This is a genomic window from Streptomyces sp. NPDC060035 (assembly GCF_042736635.1).
Taxonomy (GTDB): Bacteria; Actinomycetota; Actinomycetes; order Streptomycetales; family Streptomycetaceae; genus Streptomyces.
Window position 1 is genome coordinate 82,693 of the sequence record NZ_JBHWVO010000023.1, and the last position, 14,305, is coordinate 96,997.

Genomic DNA, 14,305 nt, shown 5'->3' on the forward strand with positions numbered 1-14,305 from the left:
GATGCGCATCGTCGAGGTCGAGTCGACCGACCTGTTCGTCGGATCCGCGGACGATCCGCTGCAGGTCGTACGGGTCACGCTGAGCGAACCGGCACGGGTCGTCATCACCGGCCCCGGTGTGTACGGGGAGGGGCCGGCCGGCGAGATCGGCGTACGGTGCGGGGCCGCCGTACCCGGCACCGTCGTGCCCATCACCGTCCGGGCCGGCGACGCGCAGGTGGAGACGGAACTCACCGTGGCCGAACCGGGGTGGACGGTGTGGATGGTGCCGCACTTCCACTACGACCCGGTCTGGTGGAACACCCAGGCCGCCTACACCACGACCTGGGACGCGGCCGGCGACACCGCCCAGCAGTTCCGGATCGACTTCCAGCAGACCGGCTTCGAGCTGATGCGACTGCATCTGCGGACCGCCCGCCGCGACCCCGACTACCGCTTCGTCCTGGCAGAGATCGACTATCTCAAACCGTACTGGGACGCCCATCCAGGCGACCGCGCCCTGCTGCGCCGGCTGCTCGCCGAGGGCCGGATCGAGCTGATGGGCGGCACGTACAACGAACCGAACACCAACCTCACCTCCGCCGAGTCCACCGCCCGCAACCTGGTCTACGGCATCGGCTTCCAGCGCGGTGTGATGGGCGGTGACCCGCAGACCGCCTGGCAGTTGGACGTCTTCGGCCACGACCCGCAGTTCCCGGGTCTGGTCGCCGACGCAGGACTGACCTCCTCGTCGTGGGCGCGGGGCCCGTACCACCAGTGGGGTCCGATGCTCACCGACCGCGACCGCGAGCAGGACGGCTGGGGTGACCCGTCGGGGATGCAGTTCCCGGCCGAGTTCGAGTGGCTGTCACCGAGCGGGCGCGGAGTGCTCACCCACTACATGCCGGCGCACTACAGCGCGGGCTGGTGGATGGACAGCGCGACAACCCTCGGCGAGGCGGAGGAGGCGGTCCTCGATCTGTACCGGCTGATGCGCACGGTGTCCGCGACCCGCAACATCCTGTTGCCGGTGGGTACCGACTACACGCCGCCCAACCGCTGGGTCACCGAGATCCACCGCGACTTCGCCGCCCGCTACACCTGGCCGCGCCTGGTGTGCGCGCTGCCCCGCGACTTCTTCGCGGCGGTCCGCGCCGAACTGCCCGCGCCCTCGCCGCAGACCCGGGACATGAACCCCGTGTACACCGGCAAGGATGTGTCGTTCATCGACACCAAGCAGGCCCAGCGCGCCGCCGAGAACCTGCTCATCGACGCGGAGAAGTTCGCCACCCTCGACGCGGTGGAGACCGGGGCGGCCTACCCGCACGCCCGTATCGACAAGGCGTGGCGCCAGCTCGCTTACGGCGCGCATCACGACGCGATCACCGGCTCGGAGTCCGACCAGGTCTATCTCGACCTGCTGACGAGTTGGCGGGAGGCGTACGACACGGGGCGCGATGTGCTGGCCGCGTCGCTGCGGAGCTTGGGGGCCGACGGTGCGTTCAGCGTGTTCAACCCGTCTGCCTGGCCGCGCACCGACCTTGTCCGCATACGTCTGACGCTACCTCAGTCGGGTTTCCAAGGATGGGAGTTCGAGGACGGCACACCGACCCTCGTGGAGAACACCGTCCACCACGAGGACGGCTCGCTCGCGGAGGCGGATCTCGTCCTCCTCGCCCGCGATGTGCCCTCGCTCGGCTACCGCCGCTACCGACCGCGCCCTTCACGCACGGGCTCCGCCTGGACGCCGTCCGAAGGCCACCGGATCGCGAACTCCACCCACACCCTGGAGGTCGACCCCCGGCGCGGCGGCTGCGTCTCCCGGCTGGCCGTCGAGGGCCGTGAACTACTCCAGCCGGGGCGGGTCGGCAACGAGCTGCTGGTGTACGAGGAGTACCCGGCGCATCCGCGGTACCACGAGGGCCCCTGGCATCTGGTCCCCAGCGGCCCGGTGACCGGCTCGGCGTCCCTCCCCGCCGAGTCGGTGACGGTCGAGACGAGCCCGCTGGGCGAGCGGATCACCGTCACGGGCACGGTCGGCCCGGTCTCGTACACCCAGAGGCTCACCCTGTGGCACGGGCTGGACCGGCTCGACGGAGTCACCCACATCGACGCCTTCGACGGGGCCGACCAGCTGCTACGGCTGCGCTGGCCGGTGCACGTACCGGGTGCGCTGCCGGTGAGCGAGGTCGCCGACGCGGTGATCGGTCGCGGGTTCGGGCTCATCGATGTCGACTCCGAGGAGCACCCCTGGACCCTGGACAATCCGGCAGGCAACTGGTTCGCGCTGTCGTCGACGGCCCGGGTCCAACTGCCGGCCGGGGCCCGGGCGATCGGCATCGCCGAGATCGTCACGCCGGACGGAAGCGGGGCACGCGACCTGGCGGTGGCCCTGGTCAAGTCGGGTGTGACCAGTACCTGTTCGGCCGCTCCGGGCGCCCGGTACGGGGATCTGGCCATCGACTCCAACCTGCCCGATGTGCGCATCACGATCGGCGGCCCCGAGGAGAACCCGTTCACCGCGGAGGTGTTGAGCGGTGTGTACGCCGATACGTTCGCGGAGCAGCTGGCCGCCACCGGACAGGTGCGGTTGTGGATTCCGGCCGACAGCCCGCTGGAGAAGGTGTGGGTGCCCGGCGCCGATCTGCGCGGCGCCCGCACGCTGCCGGTGCTGGTGATCGCCGGCGAGGGCGCGGTGGACGCTCTCGTGGCGGACCTCGACGACGCCGTGATCGAGGTCGCAGCGGCCGGCTCGCTCACCGAGCCGCCGCTCGACGACTACACGGTCGCCCTCGTCAACCAGGGCATGCCGGGCTTCGCCGTGGACTCCGGCGGCGCGCTGCACCTGTCGTTGATGCGCTCCTGCACCGGCTGGCCGTCGGGCATCTGGATCGACCCGCCGCACCGCACCACCCCCGACGGGTCCGCTTTCCAGCAGCAGCACTGGACCCACTCCTTCGACTACACGCTCCTCGCGGGCGCCGGGGACTGGCGCGCCCGGGGCGTCGTACCGCTCGCACACGACATCAACCATCCGCTGCGCGCGGCACACGGCGAGCGCCACGACCAGCCTGAGCGGCGCTCGTACCTGTCGGTGGAACCGGCCGGACAGGTCGTCCTCACCGCCCTCAAGCCCACCGGCAACCCCCTGTCGGACGGCCGTCTCGCCGGCCCGGTCGAGAGCATCACGATGCGCTGGCACGAGGCGGCCGGCCGGGACGTACGGGCCGCCATCACCACTGATCTTCCGGTTGCCGAGGCCCACCGCGCAGACCTGCTGGAACACCCCGGTACCACGCTCCCCGGCCTCGCCCTGGATCTCGGAGGTATGGACATCGCCACGGTGGTCGCCCCCCTCACCACCCCGGGCGGCGCCCCCGCCCCAGGGAAGGAGCCGCACCAGCCGGTCTTCACCCGCTACTGGCTCCACAACACGGGCCCCGCACCGATCGGAAACATGCCGCTCGCACTCCACCTCGAACCGCCTGTCCTGCGGGAAGGCGACGGCGAGATCACGGTGACGGTCGCTTCGACCCTCGCCGACCGCCGAGCCGCAGGGAACGTCGAGTTCATCCTCCCCGAGGCCTGGCGGACCGCGACCGGCCTGCTCGCGTACGACCTCGAGCCGGGTGGTCATACCTCCCGGACGGTCCGGATCACTCCGCCCGCCGCGGCCGAGGCGGGCACGTACTGGGTGCGGGCGCGGACGGCTCACGACGGCCAGGTCGTCGAGGACGTGACACGGGTGCTGATCGGTAACGCTCCGGCCGCCGAGCCGGTGGCGACGCTGGGGACGACCGGGGTGCGGCTGGCGCCGGGCGAGTCCGGCACCGTGGAGGTCACGCTCACCTCCCAGGTCCGCACCTCCGTCTCCGTGCAGGCGCAACTGATCAGCCCCTGGGGGACGTTCGAGTTCTTCCCCGAGTGGGACAAGGGCACCGAGATGCCCGCGCTCGGTGCGGCCGCGGTGCGCTTCCCCGTCACCGTCCCGGCCGGGACCCGCCCCGGCCGCTGGTGGGCCGTGGTCAAGCTGGCGGCGGCAGGCTGGCTGCACTACACCGAGGCGGTAGAGATCGAGGTAACCCCGTGACCGGGCCGCGGGTGGCCGCGCACGTCGGGGCGCGCACCGTCACCGAGAATGCGGTGGAGGCACGGGTCACGGCACTGCGCGGGGGTCCGCTGGCCGCCCGGCTGCCCCGCCCCGGTACGGCGGACGCCCGCAATCTGCGCCGCTGGGTGGTCCAGCTACTGACGTACGAAGCGGTGATCGAAGACGCGGCGGCGGCCATGGGCGTGACCGCTGAACAGGCGCACCGGCGAGGGGAGTTCAGCCTGTCCGCCGCGCTCGGCACCGGCGGTGTCACCGCAGCCGTCCTCTCCGCGCTCCCGGTCGCCACGGCCGTGTACGACCGCATCACCGCCCACATCACCGTTCCCCCGTCCCAGGTACGCGCCTACTACGACCGCAACCGCGACCAGCACCCCGCCCCGTACGACGAGTCCCGCCCAGCCATCGCACGCGACCTGCGCCGAGCGGCAGCGGACCGCCACTTCACCCTCTGGCTCGAACGCCGCCACGCGACGATGGTCACCCTGCACCCCGGCTTCGAGCACCCCGCTGATCCCCGCCACGCCGATGCCACCCACCGGCACTGACGCGGCAGGGCGACCCACCCGATCGCTGGGCGACGCACTCGGGCACGTGCACGCTACGGGGACGGAGTCGGCGTGACCGGCCGGGCCCGTGCGGCAGAGGCAGCGTCGGTCCGGGAGTCGAGCCGCTCCTGGGCGACAGCCGGGTTGCTCGTCGTCATCCGTCGAGCCAGGACGCGAGGGCGGTCAGGGCGTCGGGGGCGATGCCGTGGCCGACCGGGTCGAGACGCGCGCTGGTGGATGCACCCGACTCGGTGGTCAGGTAGTGCCAGGTCCTGTCGAGCAGCTCACGGGGGATGACACGGTCGTGTTCGCCGTGGGCGACGAAGACCGGTACGCCGGCCAGCTGTGCGGCGCCGGTCGGCACCCCCGCGTCGAAAGGCAGTGTGCCGTAGAGGATGGCCGCGCCGGAGTACCGCGCCGGATCGTCCAGCAGCAGACCGCCGGCGAAGGCGGCTCCGCCACTGAACCCGACGAGGAACACCGGGCGGCCGGGCGGAGCCACATCGTCCAGCCACTGCTTGAACCAGTCCATGGTGGCGCGGAGCGACTGCGGAACCGGGCGCCCGATCCCTCGGTTGGCGAACCAGGCGTACCCGCCGTTCTCGGCGATCGGTGCCCGGACCGCCGCATAGGACAGCGAGCCGGGCAGAGCGTCCGCCAGCCCGATGATCTCGCCTTCGTGCGAACCGCGGCCGTGGAGCAGCACGACCAGCGGGCTTTCCGCGTCTCCCCGAGTCACCACTACGGGGGTTCCGAAAGCAGTCACGCGGCCGGCCCCTCCTGTGGTGATGTCGGGGACGGGTATCGGGACGATGTTGTTCATGGTTCCGGTTCCTTCAGGAGGTCGGGCCGAGCAGCGCCCAGCCCGTCTGCCAGGCCCAGCCGTTGCCGGCGTTGAGCGAGATGTTGAGGAAGGCCATCTCCTCGAGCGCCCTGGCCATACGCAGCCCGCCGGCATCCACGGGCCGGAAGCCGAGGGAGGTGAGGAGCTCGGCGACGACCTTCTTGGCCTCGGCGTCGTCACCGGCGAAGAAGCCGGTGAGACGCAGCCCCCCTTCGACGGGAGTACCGAGTCGGCCGGCGAAGACCGTGTTGAACGCCTTGACCACCGGCACGCCGGGGAGCCTGCGCTGCAGGCTCTGCACTGCGGCCGTCTCCTCGATGTCGAGGTCGGTGTAGGTGTCGTTCAGCGGGTTGGTGGCGTCGATGACGACCTTGCCGGCCAGCGCGGGAGCGAGCTCTTGCGCCACGGCGTTCACGGCGTTGCCCGGCACCGCCAGGACCACGGCCTCCGCCTCGGCGACGGCGTCGGCGTTGTCCCGTGCCGCGTGGGCGCCGGTCGCCGCGGCGACTTTCGACGCCTTGTCGGGGCTGGACGCGCTGACCGACACGCTGTGTCCCGCCTTGACGGCAGCGGTGCTCAGGGCGGATCCGACGTTTCCGGCTCCGATGATCGCGATACGCATGACTTCCACCTCGATAGTTGACGAGTCAGATATTTCAACCGTACCAAAATTACCTGACTAGTCAGCTATTCAGGCTTTACCATGAAGCCATGCCCCCCTCCTCTCCGATCGACGACCCGCTGATCACGACGTTCGGCCGCCTGCTGGAGGCGTCCAGCAGGCTGGAGCGGCGGCTCGGTGCGTCCCTGCAGACCGAGACCGGGCTACCGCACGTCTGGTTCGAGGTACTGATACGTCTCGCACGCTCCGACGGGGGCCGGCTGACCATGGGTGCCCTGGCCGAGGACATCGCCCTCACGACCGGTGGCGTCACCCGGCTGATCGACCGAATACGGGCAGCAGGCTACGTCGAGCGCCACCCATGCCCCACCGACCGGCGCGTCGCTCACGCGGTCATCACCGACAAGGGCCGGGACATCCTGGACCGTGCCGCGGTCATCCACGCGGCCAACCTGCGCGAGGTGTTCTCCGGCTTCGACGATGCGACTCTGTCATCCCTGGACACTCTCCTCGACCGACTGCGCGAGGCCGCATCACAGCCTGGCTGAGGCGAGAGCCGGGCACCCGAGGGAAACATCTGCGGCCGGGGGCAGTGGTCAGGGCCGACTTCGCTCTGCTCGTGCCCGACGACCCGGCCACCTCTCGTACGTAACACCGAGCCGGCACGCGCACCCGGCCCCCCCTTCCGCCCAGCGAACTCCGTCTCGCTTCAAGGAGCGCTCCCACCAGCAAGAGCCGGGGAAGTGGACAGGAACTCGCCGTCCCGGCACTCGAACGGCACTGCGGCCGGCCCTCCCCGGAGAGAGAGGGCCGGCCATTCGAGCCCGACTCACCGAAGTCCGGCGAGCTGGTGCTGCCGTCAGTCGGGGATGGAGACCAGAACGCGCCCCCGGCCTCCGGCGTCGACCCGGTCGTGGGCACGAGCGATGTCCCGCAACGGGTAACGGTCGCCGACGTCGACGGTGAGGGCACCGACGGCCGCCGCCGAAGTCAGGTCGCGGGCAGCCTGCCGCTTCGCCTCGACGGGGAAGTCGTCGCTGCCCAGGAGCCGCAGGGTGACGTTGTTGAACAGCATCGGCCAGAACGGGATCTCGGTCCGGTCGGCACGGGTGGCGTAGGCGGCGACGACCGCGCCGACGGCGGCCACCGCGTTGTCCAGGTCGGCATTGTCGGACAGGGAGACCTCGACGATACGGTCGACCCCTCGCGGCGCGTAGGCGCGGATTTCCGGGGCCGGATCCTCGCCGTCGAGGGCGACGGCGTGGGAGACGACGGTCGGGTCGACGCGTTCAAGGTCTGCAGTGCGGCGCACCGTGGCCAGGACGGTGGCACCGCCCCAGCGGGCGAGCTGCGCGGCCATGGAGCCGACGCCGCCGAGAACACCGTGCACCAGGACGACCCTGCCGTCGACCGGGCCGTCGGCGAACACGGCCCGATGGGCGGTGATCCCCGGGATGCCCAGACTCGCCCCGAGCTCGTCGCCGACATGCCCGGGGAGCGGAACGGCAAGATCCGCAGGCACCACGGTGTACTGGGCAGCCGTCCCGAACGGCCTGTAGGACTGGGCACCGAAGACCCACACCCGCTGCCCTGCACGGCGCGCGGAGACGTCGTCGCCGACCGCGTCGACGACACCGGCTGCATCACTGTGCGGGACCACTCGTGGGTAGGGCATCGAAGATCCGAGCCAGCCGAGCCGCTTCTTGGTGTCCCCTGGGTTGACGCCCGACACCGCGACGCGCACGCGCACCTCACCGGGGCCCGGTTGCGGATCGGGCAGTTCACCGACGTGCAGCACATCGGCAGCGGGGCCCTGTCCGTCGTACCAGGACGCAATCATGGATACCTCCGTAGCCGGTCAGCTCGCGGGTTCTTCGAGGGTAGGACGGGGATCCGGGCTCTGCGCGGCATCGTCATCGCCGAGGACATTCCGCAACCAGGCCCGTTCCGCACGGCTGGTGGCACGGGCGGTGAGCATCACGCCCCGCCGACGCCCTGGAGCCCTGCTCGGCGACAGGAGCTAGGACTCCGACGGGCCTTCGCTCTGTTCCCCACTTCGAACGCCTCGCGTCCGGTGGGAACGTCGCACCGAACTCCACGACGCCTTCACCTCCCTGGCCTGCAGCCGCATCTGCTGGTGCCGCCTCAAGAAGGCCCGCCCATGATCGTGTTACGAGCTCTCTCGTCCGCCCGCTGATCCGCCGAATGAGAGCCCTTCCAAGAGGTGAGTTCGGGGCGTGACCCTCCAGTAGCAGCGTCTTGCTCGTCGAGAACCCCCTGGCTGAGGGCTCAGCGGGGTGGCCGCCCGCGCATGCCCGCCTTGCGAAGCGGGCAGTCGCGCACGCAAGCCACGAGTCACCCCGTCGACTCGTCCGGGACGGGGTGTTCCGGGTGGACTGCGGCATTGCGGGCGGCGTTGCGGCCCGAGCCGGCCTCGTCGGGATCGGGCTTGTCGGCGTCCGATTCCCCTTCGGGGCGTTCGGTATCCGGCGGGAGGATCACGTCGAGGGCGTCCTCGCCGTCCTGGACCTGCTGGTCGGGCATGTCGGCGGGTATCGGCGGCGGGCTGCCCTTCGCCCCGGTGTAGGCGGTTCCCTCGGGCCTGCGGTCGGTCATGTCGTTGCTCCCGTCGGTGCGCGCACATTCTGGTGCGGGGCGGGCCGGTGTCGCACCTCGCGTACCCCCTGTGCCCCGGACGACGCACGGCCGCCCGCCCATGGCTCACACCCTCACATGCGGTGGGCGGACTGGCACATCACTCCGGGGCTCCTCGGGCAGCTCCCGACCGAGACCGTTCTGCTGTTGCGCTCGCAGCGGACCACCAACCACCTCGCCTGGCACTGCAGGGCAGCGGAACCTTCGACGACGGGTGCTTGCTTGCGGTGATCGATAGGTTGTCCGCGTGGACGAACATGTTGCCTCCGTCGAGACCATCGTGGACGACCGAGGGTGGTCCCGTACGCGCACGTGGGTAGAGGAGCAGGTGGGCGGCGGTAGTCCTGTCGATGCTGTCGAGCGGCTCCGGGGTGGATGGACTTCTGAGATGCGCCGCCTGCGCGTCGGTGGAGCGGACGCCCCTCAATGGTTCGTGTTGCGGTCGTTCGTCAAGCCCTTCTTTGTTCGCCATGCGGAGGGGCTCCTCACGCGGGAGGCGAACATCTTGCGTCTCCTCACGGATACCGACGTGCCCGTGGCCGGATTCGAGGCTGTTGATGCGACCGCGCAGTATTGCGACCACCCGTCGTTGCTGATGTCGCTGCTGCCCGGCACTGTGCGCCTCGGCGACGAGGATGCGGGGCTGAGGACTGGGCTTCTGGCCCGCCAGCTCGTCGACATCCACCAGGTGCGTGTCCCGGCCGAAGCCCGGCCGCGCGTCTACCAGGCGTGGACCGCGCCCGACCGGGTGAACCTGCCCGAAACCGCCGAGCGGATGGACCTGTGGCAGCGCGCCGTGGACGTCATCCGCCGTGATCCCCCCGTCTATCAGCCCTGCTTCCTGCACCGCGATTTCCACCCCGGCAACGTGCTCTTCAGCGGACATGGCGCCGATACGAGGGTCACCGGAGTTGTCGACTGGGTCGAAACGTCCTGGGGGCCGGCCGACCTCGACGTGGCGCACTGCTCCACGGCCCTGGCTCTCCTGCACGGAACCGGGGAAGCAATGCGGCTGGCCGACCACTACGTATCCGCCGGGGGCGTCTTGAGCAGTGATCCTTCGGCTCACCTGTACTGGCGGCTCCTGGATGCCCTCGCCTTCGCCGATGTCGAGAAGGTAGCGCTGCCCTGGCAGGAGCTAGGACGCACCGACCTGACGTCAGCCCTGCTCACGAGCAGGTTGGAGGACTACCTCCACGAACTCTTTCGCCGATTCGGCTGACCCTCCCCGGCCGCCTGCTGTCACAGACTCCTGCGGCGGAGTGACGACACCGCCTCGTTGAGCGAGGTTCGTGCTGCCCGCCCCGCGGTGCGGATGAGCCGCCAGGTCAACAGGGTGATTCCTTGGGCCGACTCACTGTCTTGATCCTGAGGTTGAGGTGGTGTTCTGCTCAGGTCACGAGCTTGCCCGCGTAGGCGGAGAAGGCCCGGACGTCGTTGATCTCGGGGTGGGCGAGGCGGAGGCGGGTTTCCTTGGCCACGTCGCGTCACTGAGGGAGGGCGGGGGTGACGATCACCAGCAAGGGCAGGCGGCGGACGCACACCCTGGAGAACCCGCCGCCGGTCTCCGGACCGGTGTACGACGTCGCCACCGAACGTACGTGGAAGGCTTTCTCATGACCGGCACCACCCCGCCACGTCCCCTCGACAAGCAGCGGCCCTCCCTGCCCTTGCCGTCCACCGGGACGACAGATCTGGCATGCGCTACATCGGCTACGGCTACCGACACATCGTCGACGACGAGGCCCAGGGCCTCAGCCCGGCGCCCTGGAAGTCGCTCCGTGCCATGGCCTCCCGCACCTCCCAACGACATGGTGCGCACCAGCGGGTCTGCGACCTGCAGATCGCCCTCAACTCCCTCGGCGTCGACATCCGCGGGCGCTCTTCACGCTTGACGCTGAGCCGGCGCACCACCAAGGAGATCCCCGCCGACGCCCTACGAGTCGTCGAACCGAGGGAGTCCAGCCAGAGGATCAGCACCTCCGGCCATCCATGTCATGGGGTCATGCACCGAGCCAGGCGTCGACCATCTCCAGGCGCTGAACCGACGGCTCGGGCGGACGAAAGCCCAGCGCCGCAGTGACCACCCGGTCCACGACCGGGTGCAGACGCTCCTCGGCAAACCTCTTCCAGTCGGCCTCCGACTCCCAGACATCGGTGTACCGCAGTCCGCCGGATGTGCGCTGGACGAGGTGAACCACCAGCCCCGGGGGCTTCTCCGACCCCAGCCCCTCCTTGATGCGTGCGTAGATGGCCGAGTCGATCGGCACCTCGAAGGTGAACGCGTATGTCACAGGGACCACATCCCTCATATTCAACCGAAGCCATTTCGGATGAATACGACTAGCATCGACCGCGTGGACGGACAGGTCAAGAGGCAGTACGACACGAGCCGCCGCCGGGCGGCCGCGCAGGCGACCCGGCAGGCGATCCTGGACGCGGCGACACGGCTGTTCGCCGAACGCGGTTACGCAGCAACCACGATGGCGCAGCTCGCCGAGTGCGCGGGCGTAGCGGTCGACACCGTCTACACGGTGGCGGGCCGCAAACCGGCGCTGTTCCTGCAGCTGGTGGAGTCCGCCATCTCGGGCACCGGCGACGCCGTTCCGGCGGCCGAGCGGGATTACGTACGCGAGATGCGCGCCGAGCCGGACGCGGCACGCAAGCTGCGCCGTTACGCACGGGCTGTCAGAGAGATGCACGTCCGGCTGGCACCGCTGCTGCGCGTCGCCCGCGCGGGGCCGCCGGAGGTCGCGGAGGTCTGGCGGGGCATCGCCCGGCGCCGTGCGGCCAACATGCGGCTGCTCGCCCAGGACCTGGCCGCGACGGGGCAGCTGCGCCACGGGCTGGACCTGGAGGAAGTGGCCGACGTCATCTGGGCCACCAACTCGCCCGAGTTCTATTGCCTGCTGGTCGAGGACCGCGGCTGGCCGCCCGAGCGGTTCGAGCGGTGGCTCGCTGACGGTTGGTGCCGGCTGCTGCTCACCTGATCCCGGCCGCCGGGTTCACCGCAGGACCGCTCCCGGCGCCACATGAAGCGACATGGAGAGCACCCGTACGGTGCGTTCAGGGCCGCGCCCGGTTGGCGCGCACCCTTGCACGCCAGGCTCGACCGACTGACAGGAACCACATCAACCGTGGACATCCGTGTGTCCTCCCCCTAAGCGTCTCCAGCCGCCGTCCCCCGAGGGCCCGGGCGATGCTGCCGCGTCAGGCTGCGGTCCGCGCGGCAGGCCGCCGCGAGCCCGGGGCCGGGTCATCCGACACCGGCGCACAGGGCACGGTCCACGAGCCCGCGGACGGCCCGTTCGGCCGCGAGCAGTTGCTCGTAGCCGCCGGTGCCGTTGGCGACGACGACAACCGAACGGCGCCCGTCTGCGGTGAAGCCGGTGCGCACCGTGCTCCCCTCCAGGTCCCCTCCGTGGCCCCAGGTATGGCCGCCACAAGCCGGCGGTTGCCGCATCGGTCCCAGGCCGTACCGCAGGCCGGGGAACCCACTTCGAAGTTTTCGCCGACGGACACGGTCCTGCGCATCTCCGCGAGCTGGGCGGCAGGCAGCAGACGCCCGCCGAGCAGGGCGGTGAAGAAGAAGCGGTCCACGTCGCGCTCGGTGCCGACGAGGTGGTCGTGACCCGCCCGCTCAGGGTGAGGCGACCGCTCCGGCCACGGGGGCGCGCCCGGTGCCGCGGGAACATCCGAGCGCGACCCGTCAGCGACATCGGCGGGCGTTGAGCCGGGCGGCCTGGCGTGTCAGGTGGTCGCGCTCGGCGAGGTTGGGTGCCTTGTGGGCCGCCTCGGCGTACAGCCGTGCCGCCGTCGCCAGGTCGCCGTCGCGCTCGTGGAGGTACGCCGCCACGGCGGCGTGGCGGGGCAGTGAGGCGTCCAGCGCCGTGAGCGCCGCCAGGCCGGCGCGCGGTCCGTCGGATTCCCCGACGGCGACCGCGCGGTTGAGCCGGACGACCGGGCTGTCGGTCAGGCGCGTGAGCTCGTCGTACCACTCGACGATCTGCACCCAGTCGGTCTCCTCGGCGGTGGGCGCGTCGGCGTGGAGTGCCGCGATGGCGGCCTGGGCCTGGAACTCGCCCAGCCGGTCGCGGGCGAGGGCCGCCTGGAGGATCCCGACGCCCTCGGCGATCAACGCAGTGTCCCACCGGCCGCGGTCCTGCTCGGCGAGCGGCACCAGGCTGCCGTCGGATGCGGTCCGGGCAGTACGCCGGGCGTGGTGGAGCAGCATGAGGGCGAGCAGCCCGGCCACTTCGGGGTGGTCGATGCGGGCCGCGAGCTGCCGGGCGAGCCGGATGGCCTCGGCGGCGAGGTCGACGTCGCCGGAGTAGCCCTCGTTGAAGACGAGGTAGAGGACACGCAGCACGGTGGCGACGTCGCCGGGCCGGTCGAAGCGCACGCCGGAGACGGTGCGCTTGGCCCGGCTGATGCGCTGCGCCATGGTCGCCTCGGGCACCAGGTAGGCCTCGGCGATCTGGCGGGTGGTCAGCCCGCCGACGGCACGCAGCGTGAGCGCGACCGCCGATGCCGGGGTCAGCGACGGGTGGGCGCACAGGAAGTAGAGCTGGAGCGTGTCGTCCACCGCGGGCGCCGGCCCGGGCGCCGGCTCCTCCTCGACGCGGTACTCACGCCTGCGGCGGGCCGCGTCGGCGCGCGTCGCGTCGAGGAACTTGCGCCAGGCCACGGTGACCAGCCAGCCCTTGGCATCCCGAATGGGGTCTCCCCTGCTCGAGCGCAGCCGAGAGCTTGGGGAAGAGTCGGCCTCCCGGACCCGGAGCGCCTCGACCAGAGCGTCCTGCACGGCGTCCTCGGCCGCCGCGAAGTCGGCTCCGCGGCGGACGAGGACGGTGAGCACGCTCGGCGTGAGGCTCCTGAGCAGGACCTCGTCCGTCGGTGACGTCACTCCGTGATGGTCGGCGGCGCGGTCAGGAACGGGCGCACCTCCAGCCACTCGTGGATCGGCTTGCCGCCCGCCCCAGGGGCGGCCGACAGCTCCCCGGCCAGCTCGACGGCGCGCTCGTAGCTGTCGACGTCGATGATCATCCAGCCGGCGATGAGGTCCTTGGTCTCCGCGAACGGTCCGTCGGTGACCGGCGGACGCCCCTCACCGTCGTAGCGGACCCACGCTCCCTCGGGGGCGAGCGCCTGACCGTCGACGAACTCGCCTGTCTTCTCCAGCCGGGCCGCGAAGTCGTTCATGTACTGCATATGCGCCGAGATCTCGTCCGGGCTCCACTGGTCCATCGGCACGTCGTTGACCGCAGCCGGGGCGCCGCGGTAATGCTTCAGCAGCAGGTACTTGGCCATCGTGTTTCTCCTCGGTGCTCGTGCGACCCATTGTGGTCGCGTTCACCCCGGGGACGGAGCCGGACGCGGGTTCTCGACATCGCCGTCCGATTTTTTTTGGGTTTTCTTGGATGAGCCTGAGTGAGCCGTCTCGCGGTGTCCGGGTCCACAGCGTGGCGCGAGGGCGAGAGCTTCGAAGATCGGCACCGACGGACGACCGGCGCACCACCCGGAAGACCACCGTTTCCGAGCTCGGCCTT

At 70.8% G+C, this 14,305-nt stretch carries 13 protein-coding genes and 1 pseudogene; 5 read left to right on the top strand and 9 right to left on the bottom strand.

The genetic code is table 11. From position 1 onward, the window contains the following. The first annotated feature begins 1 nt into the window (after position 1). Positions 2-4,069: an NEW3 domain-containing protein gene (locus ACFWBQ_RS29590; protein WP_385502243.1), complete on the top strand. Its 4,068-nt coding sequence runs from the start codon at positions 2-4 to the stop codon at positions 4,067-4,069. Further along, positions 4,066-4,635 carry a hypothetical protein gene (locus tag ACFWBQ_RS29595; protein WP_385502244.1) on the top strand — a complete coding sequence of 190 codons (570 nt, stop codon included), beginning with the start codon at positions 4,066-4,068 and terminating at the stop codon, positions 4,633-4,635. Before ACFWBQ_RS29590 ends, ACFWBQ_RS29595 begins: the two co-directional genes overlap by 4 nt. 154 nt (positions 4,636-4,789) lie before the next feature. Here the strand turns inward: ACFWBQ_RS29595 and ACFWBQ_RS29600 are convergent, their stop codons facing one another. Together ACFWBQ_RS29600 and ACFWBQ_RS29605 are read right to left on the bottom strand one after the other, a co-directional pair. Further along, positions 4,790-5,458 (bottom strand): alpha/beta hydrolase, encoded by a 669-nt coding sequence (locus ACFWBQ_RS29600; protein ID WP_385502246.1) that lies wholly within the window; start codon positions 5,456-5,458, stop codon positions 4,790-4,792. 13 nt (positions 5,459-5,471) lie between these two features. Further along, complete coding sequence (locus ACFWBQ_RS29605) at positions 5,472-6,134, bottom strand: NADPH-dependent F420 reductase (protein ID WP_385502298.1); 663 nt, start codon at positions 6,132-6,134, stop codon at positions 5,472-5,474. A gap of 56 nt (positions 6,135-6,190) precedes the next feature. Here ACFWBQ_RS29605 and ACFWBQ_RS29610 point away from each other — a divergent pair, with 56 nt between their 5' ends. After that, the gene (locus tag ACFWBQ_RS29610; RefSeq protein ID WP_385502249.1) at positions 6,191-6,649 is read left to right on the top strand and encodes a MarR family winged helix-turn-helix transcriptional regulator; all 459 of its coding nucleotides are present in this window, start codon (positions 6,191-6,193) and stop codon (positions 6,647-6,649) included. 311 nt (positions 6,650-6,960) lie between these two features. Here the strand turns inward: ACFWBQ_RS29610 and ACFWBQ_RS29615 are convergent, their stop codons facing one another. After that, positions 6,961-7,941 (bottom strand): NADPH:quinone reductase, encoded by a 981-nt coding sequence (locus ACFWBQ_RS29615; RefSeq protein WP_385502250.1) that lies wholly within the window; start codon positions 7,939-7,941, stop codon positions 6,961-6,963. Between the two features lie 515 nt (positions 7,942-8,456). Beyond that, positions 8,457-8,717, bottom strand: coding sequence for a hypothetical protein (locus ACFWBQ_RS29620; protein WP_385502251.1), 261 nt, complete (start codon positions 8,715-8,717; stop codon positions 8,457-8,459). A gap of 427 nt (positions 8,718-9,144) precedes the next feature. On the opposite strand from ACFWBQ_RS29620, the gene ACFWBQ_RS29625 reads away from it, so the two are divergent. Further along, entirely contained in the window at positions 9,145-9,978 is an 834-nt protein-coding gene (locus ACFWBQ_RS29625; RefSeq protein ID WP_385502253.1) for a phosphotransferase family protein, read from the top strand. A gap of 172 nt (positions 9,979-10,150) precedes the next feature. Here ACFWBQ_RS29625 and ACFWBQ_RS29630 read toward each other — a convergent pair. Next, positions 10,151-10,300 (bottom strand): annotated as a pseudogene (locus tag ACFWBQ_RS29630) (IS5/IS1182 family transposase); the annotation flags it as partial. Positions 10,301-10,759: 459 nt separating this feature from the next. Continuing rightward, positions 10,760-11,059 (bottom strand): hypothetical protein, encoded by a 300-nt coding sequence (locus ACFWBQ_RS29635; RefSeq protein ID WP_385502254.1) that lies wholly within the window; start codon positions 11,057-11,059, stop codon positions 10,760-10,762. 30 nt (positions 11,060-11,089) lie between these two features. On the opposite strand from ACFWBQ_RS29635, the gene ACFWBQ_RS29640 reads away from it, so the two are divergent. Next, positions 11,090-11,746: a TetR/AcrR family transcriptional regulator gene (locus tag ACFWBQ_RS29640; RefSeq protein WP_385502256.1), complete on the top strand. Its 657-nt coding sequence runs from the start codon at positions 11,090-11,092 to the stop codon at positions 11,744-11,746. Positions 11,747-12,012: 266 nt separating this feature from the next. On the opposite strand, the gene ACFWBQ_RS29645 is transcribed toward ACFWBQ_RS29640, so the two are convergent. The 3 genes from ACFWBQ_RS29645 to ACFWBQ_RS29655 all read right to left on the bottom strand — a co-directional run bounded on the left by ACFWBQ_RS29645 (position 12,013) and on the right by ACFWBQ_RS29655 (position 14,066). Continuing rightward, entirely contained in the window at positions 12,013-12,153 is a 141-nt protein-coding gene (locus tag ACFWBQ_RS29645) for a hypothetical protein (RefSeq protein ID WP_385502257.1), read from the bottom strand. A 312-nt stretch (positions 12,154-12,465) separates the two neighbouring features. After that, positions 12,466-13,662, bottom strand: coding sequence for an RNA polymerase sigma factor (locus tag ACFWBQ_RS29650; protein ID WP_385502258.1), 1,197 nt, complete (start codon positions 13,660-13,662; stop codon positions 12,466-12,468). Beyond that, positions 13,659-14,066, bottom strand: a complete 408-nt coding sequence (locus ACFWBQ_RS29655) for a YciI family protein (protein ID WP_385502260.1) — start codon at positions 14,064-14,066, stop codon at positions 13,659-13,661. The genes ACFWBQ_RS29650 and ACFWBQ_RS29655 overlap by 4 nt, the downstream gene beginning before the upstream one ends. Between the last annotated feature and the right edge of the window lie 239 nt (positions 14,067-14,305).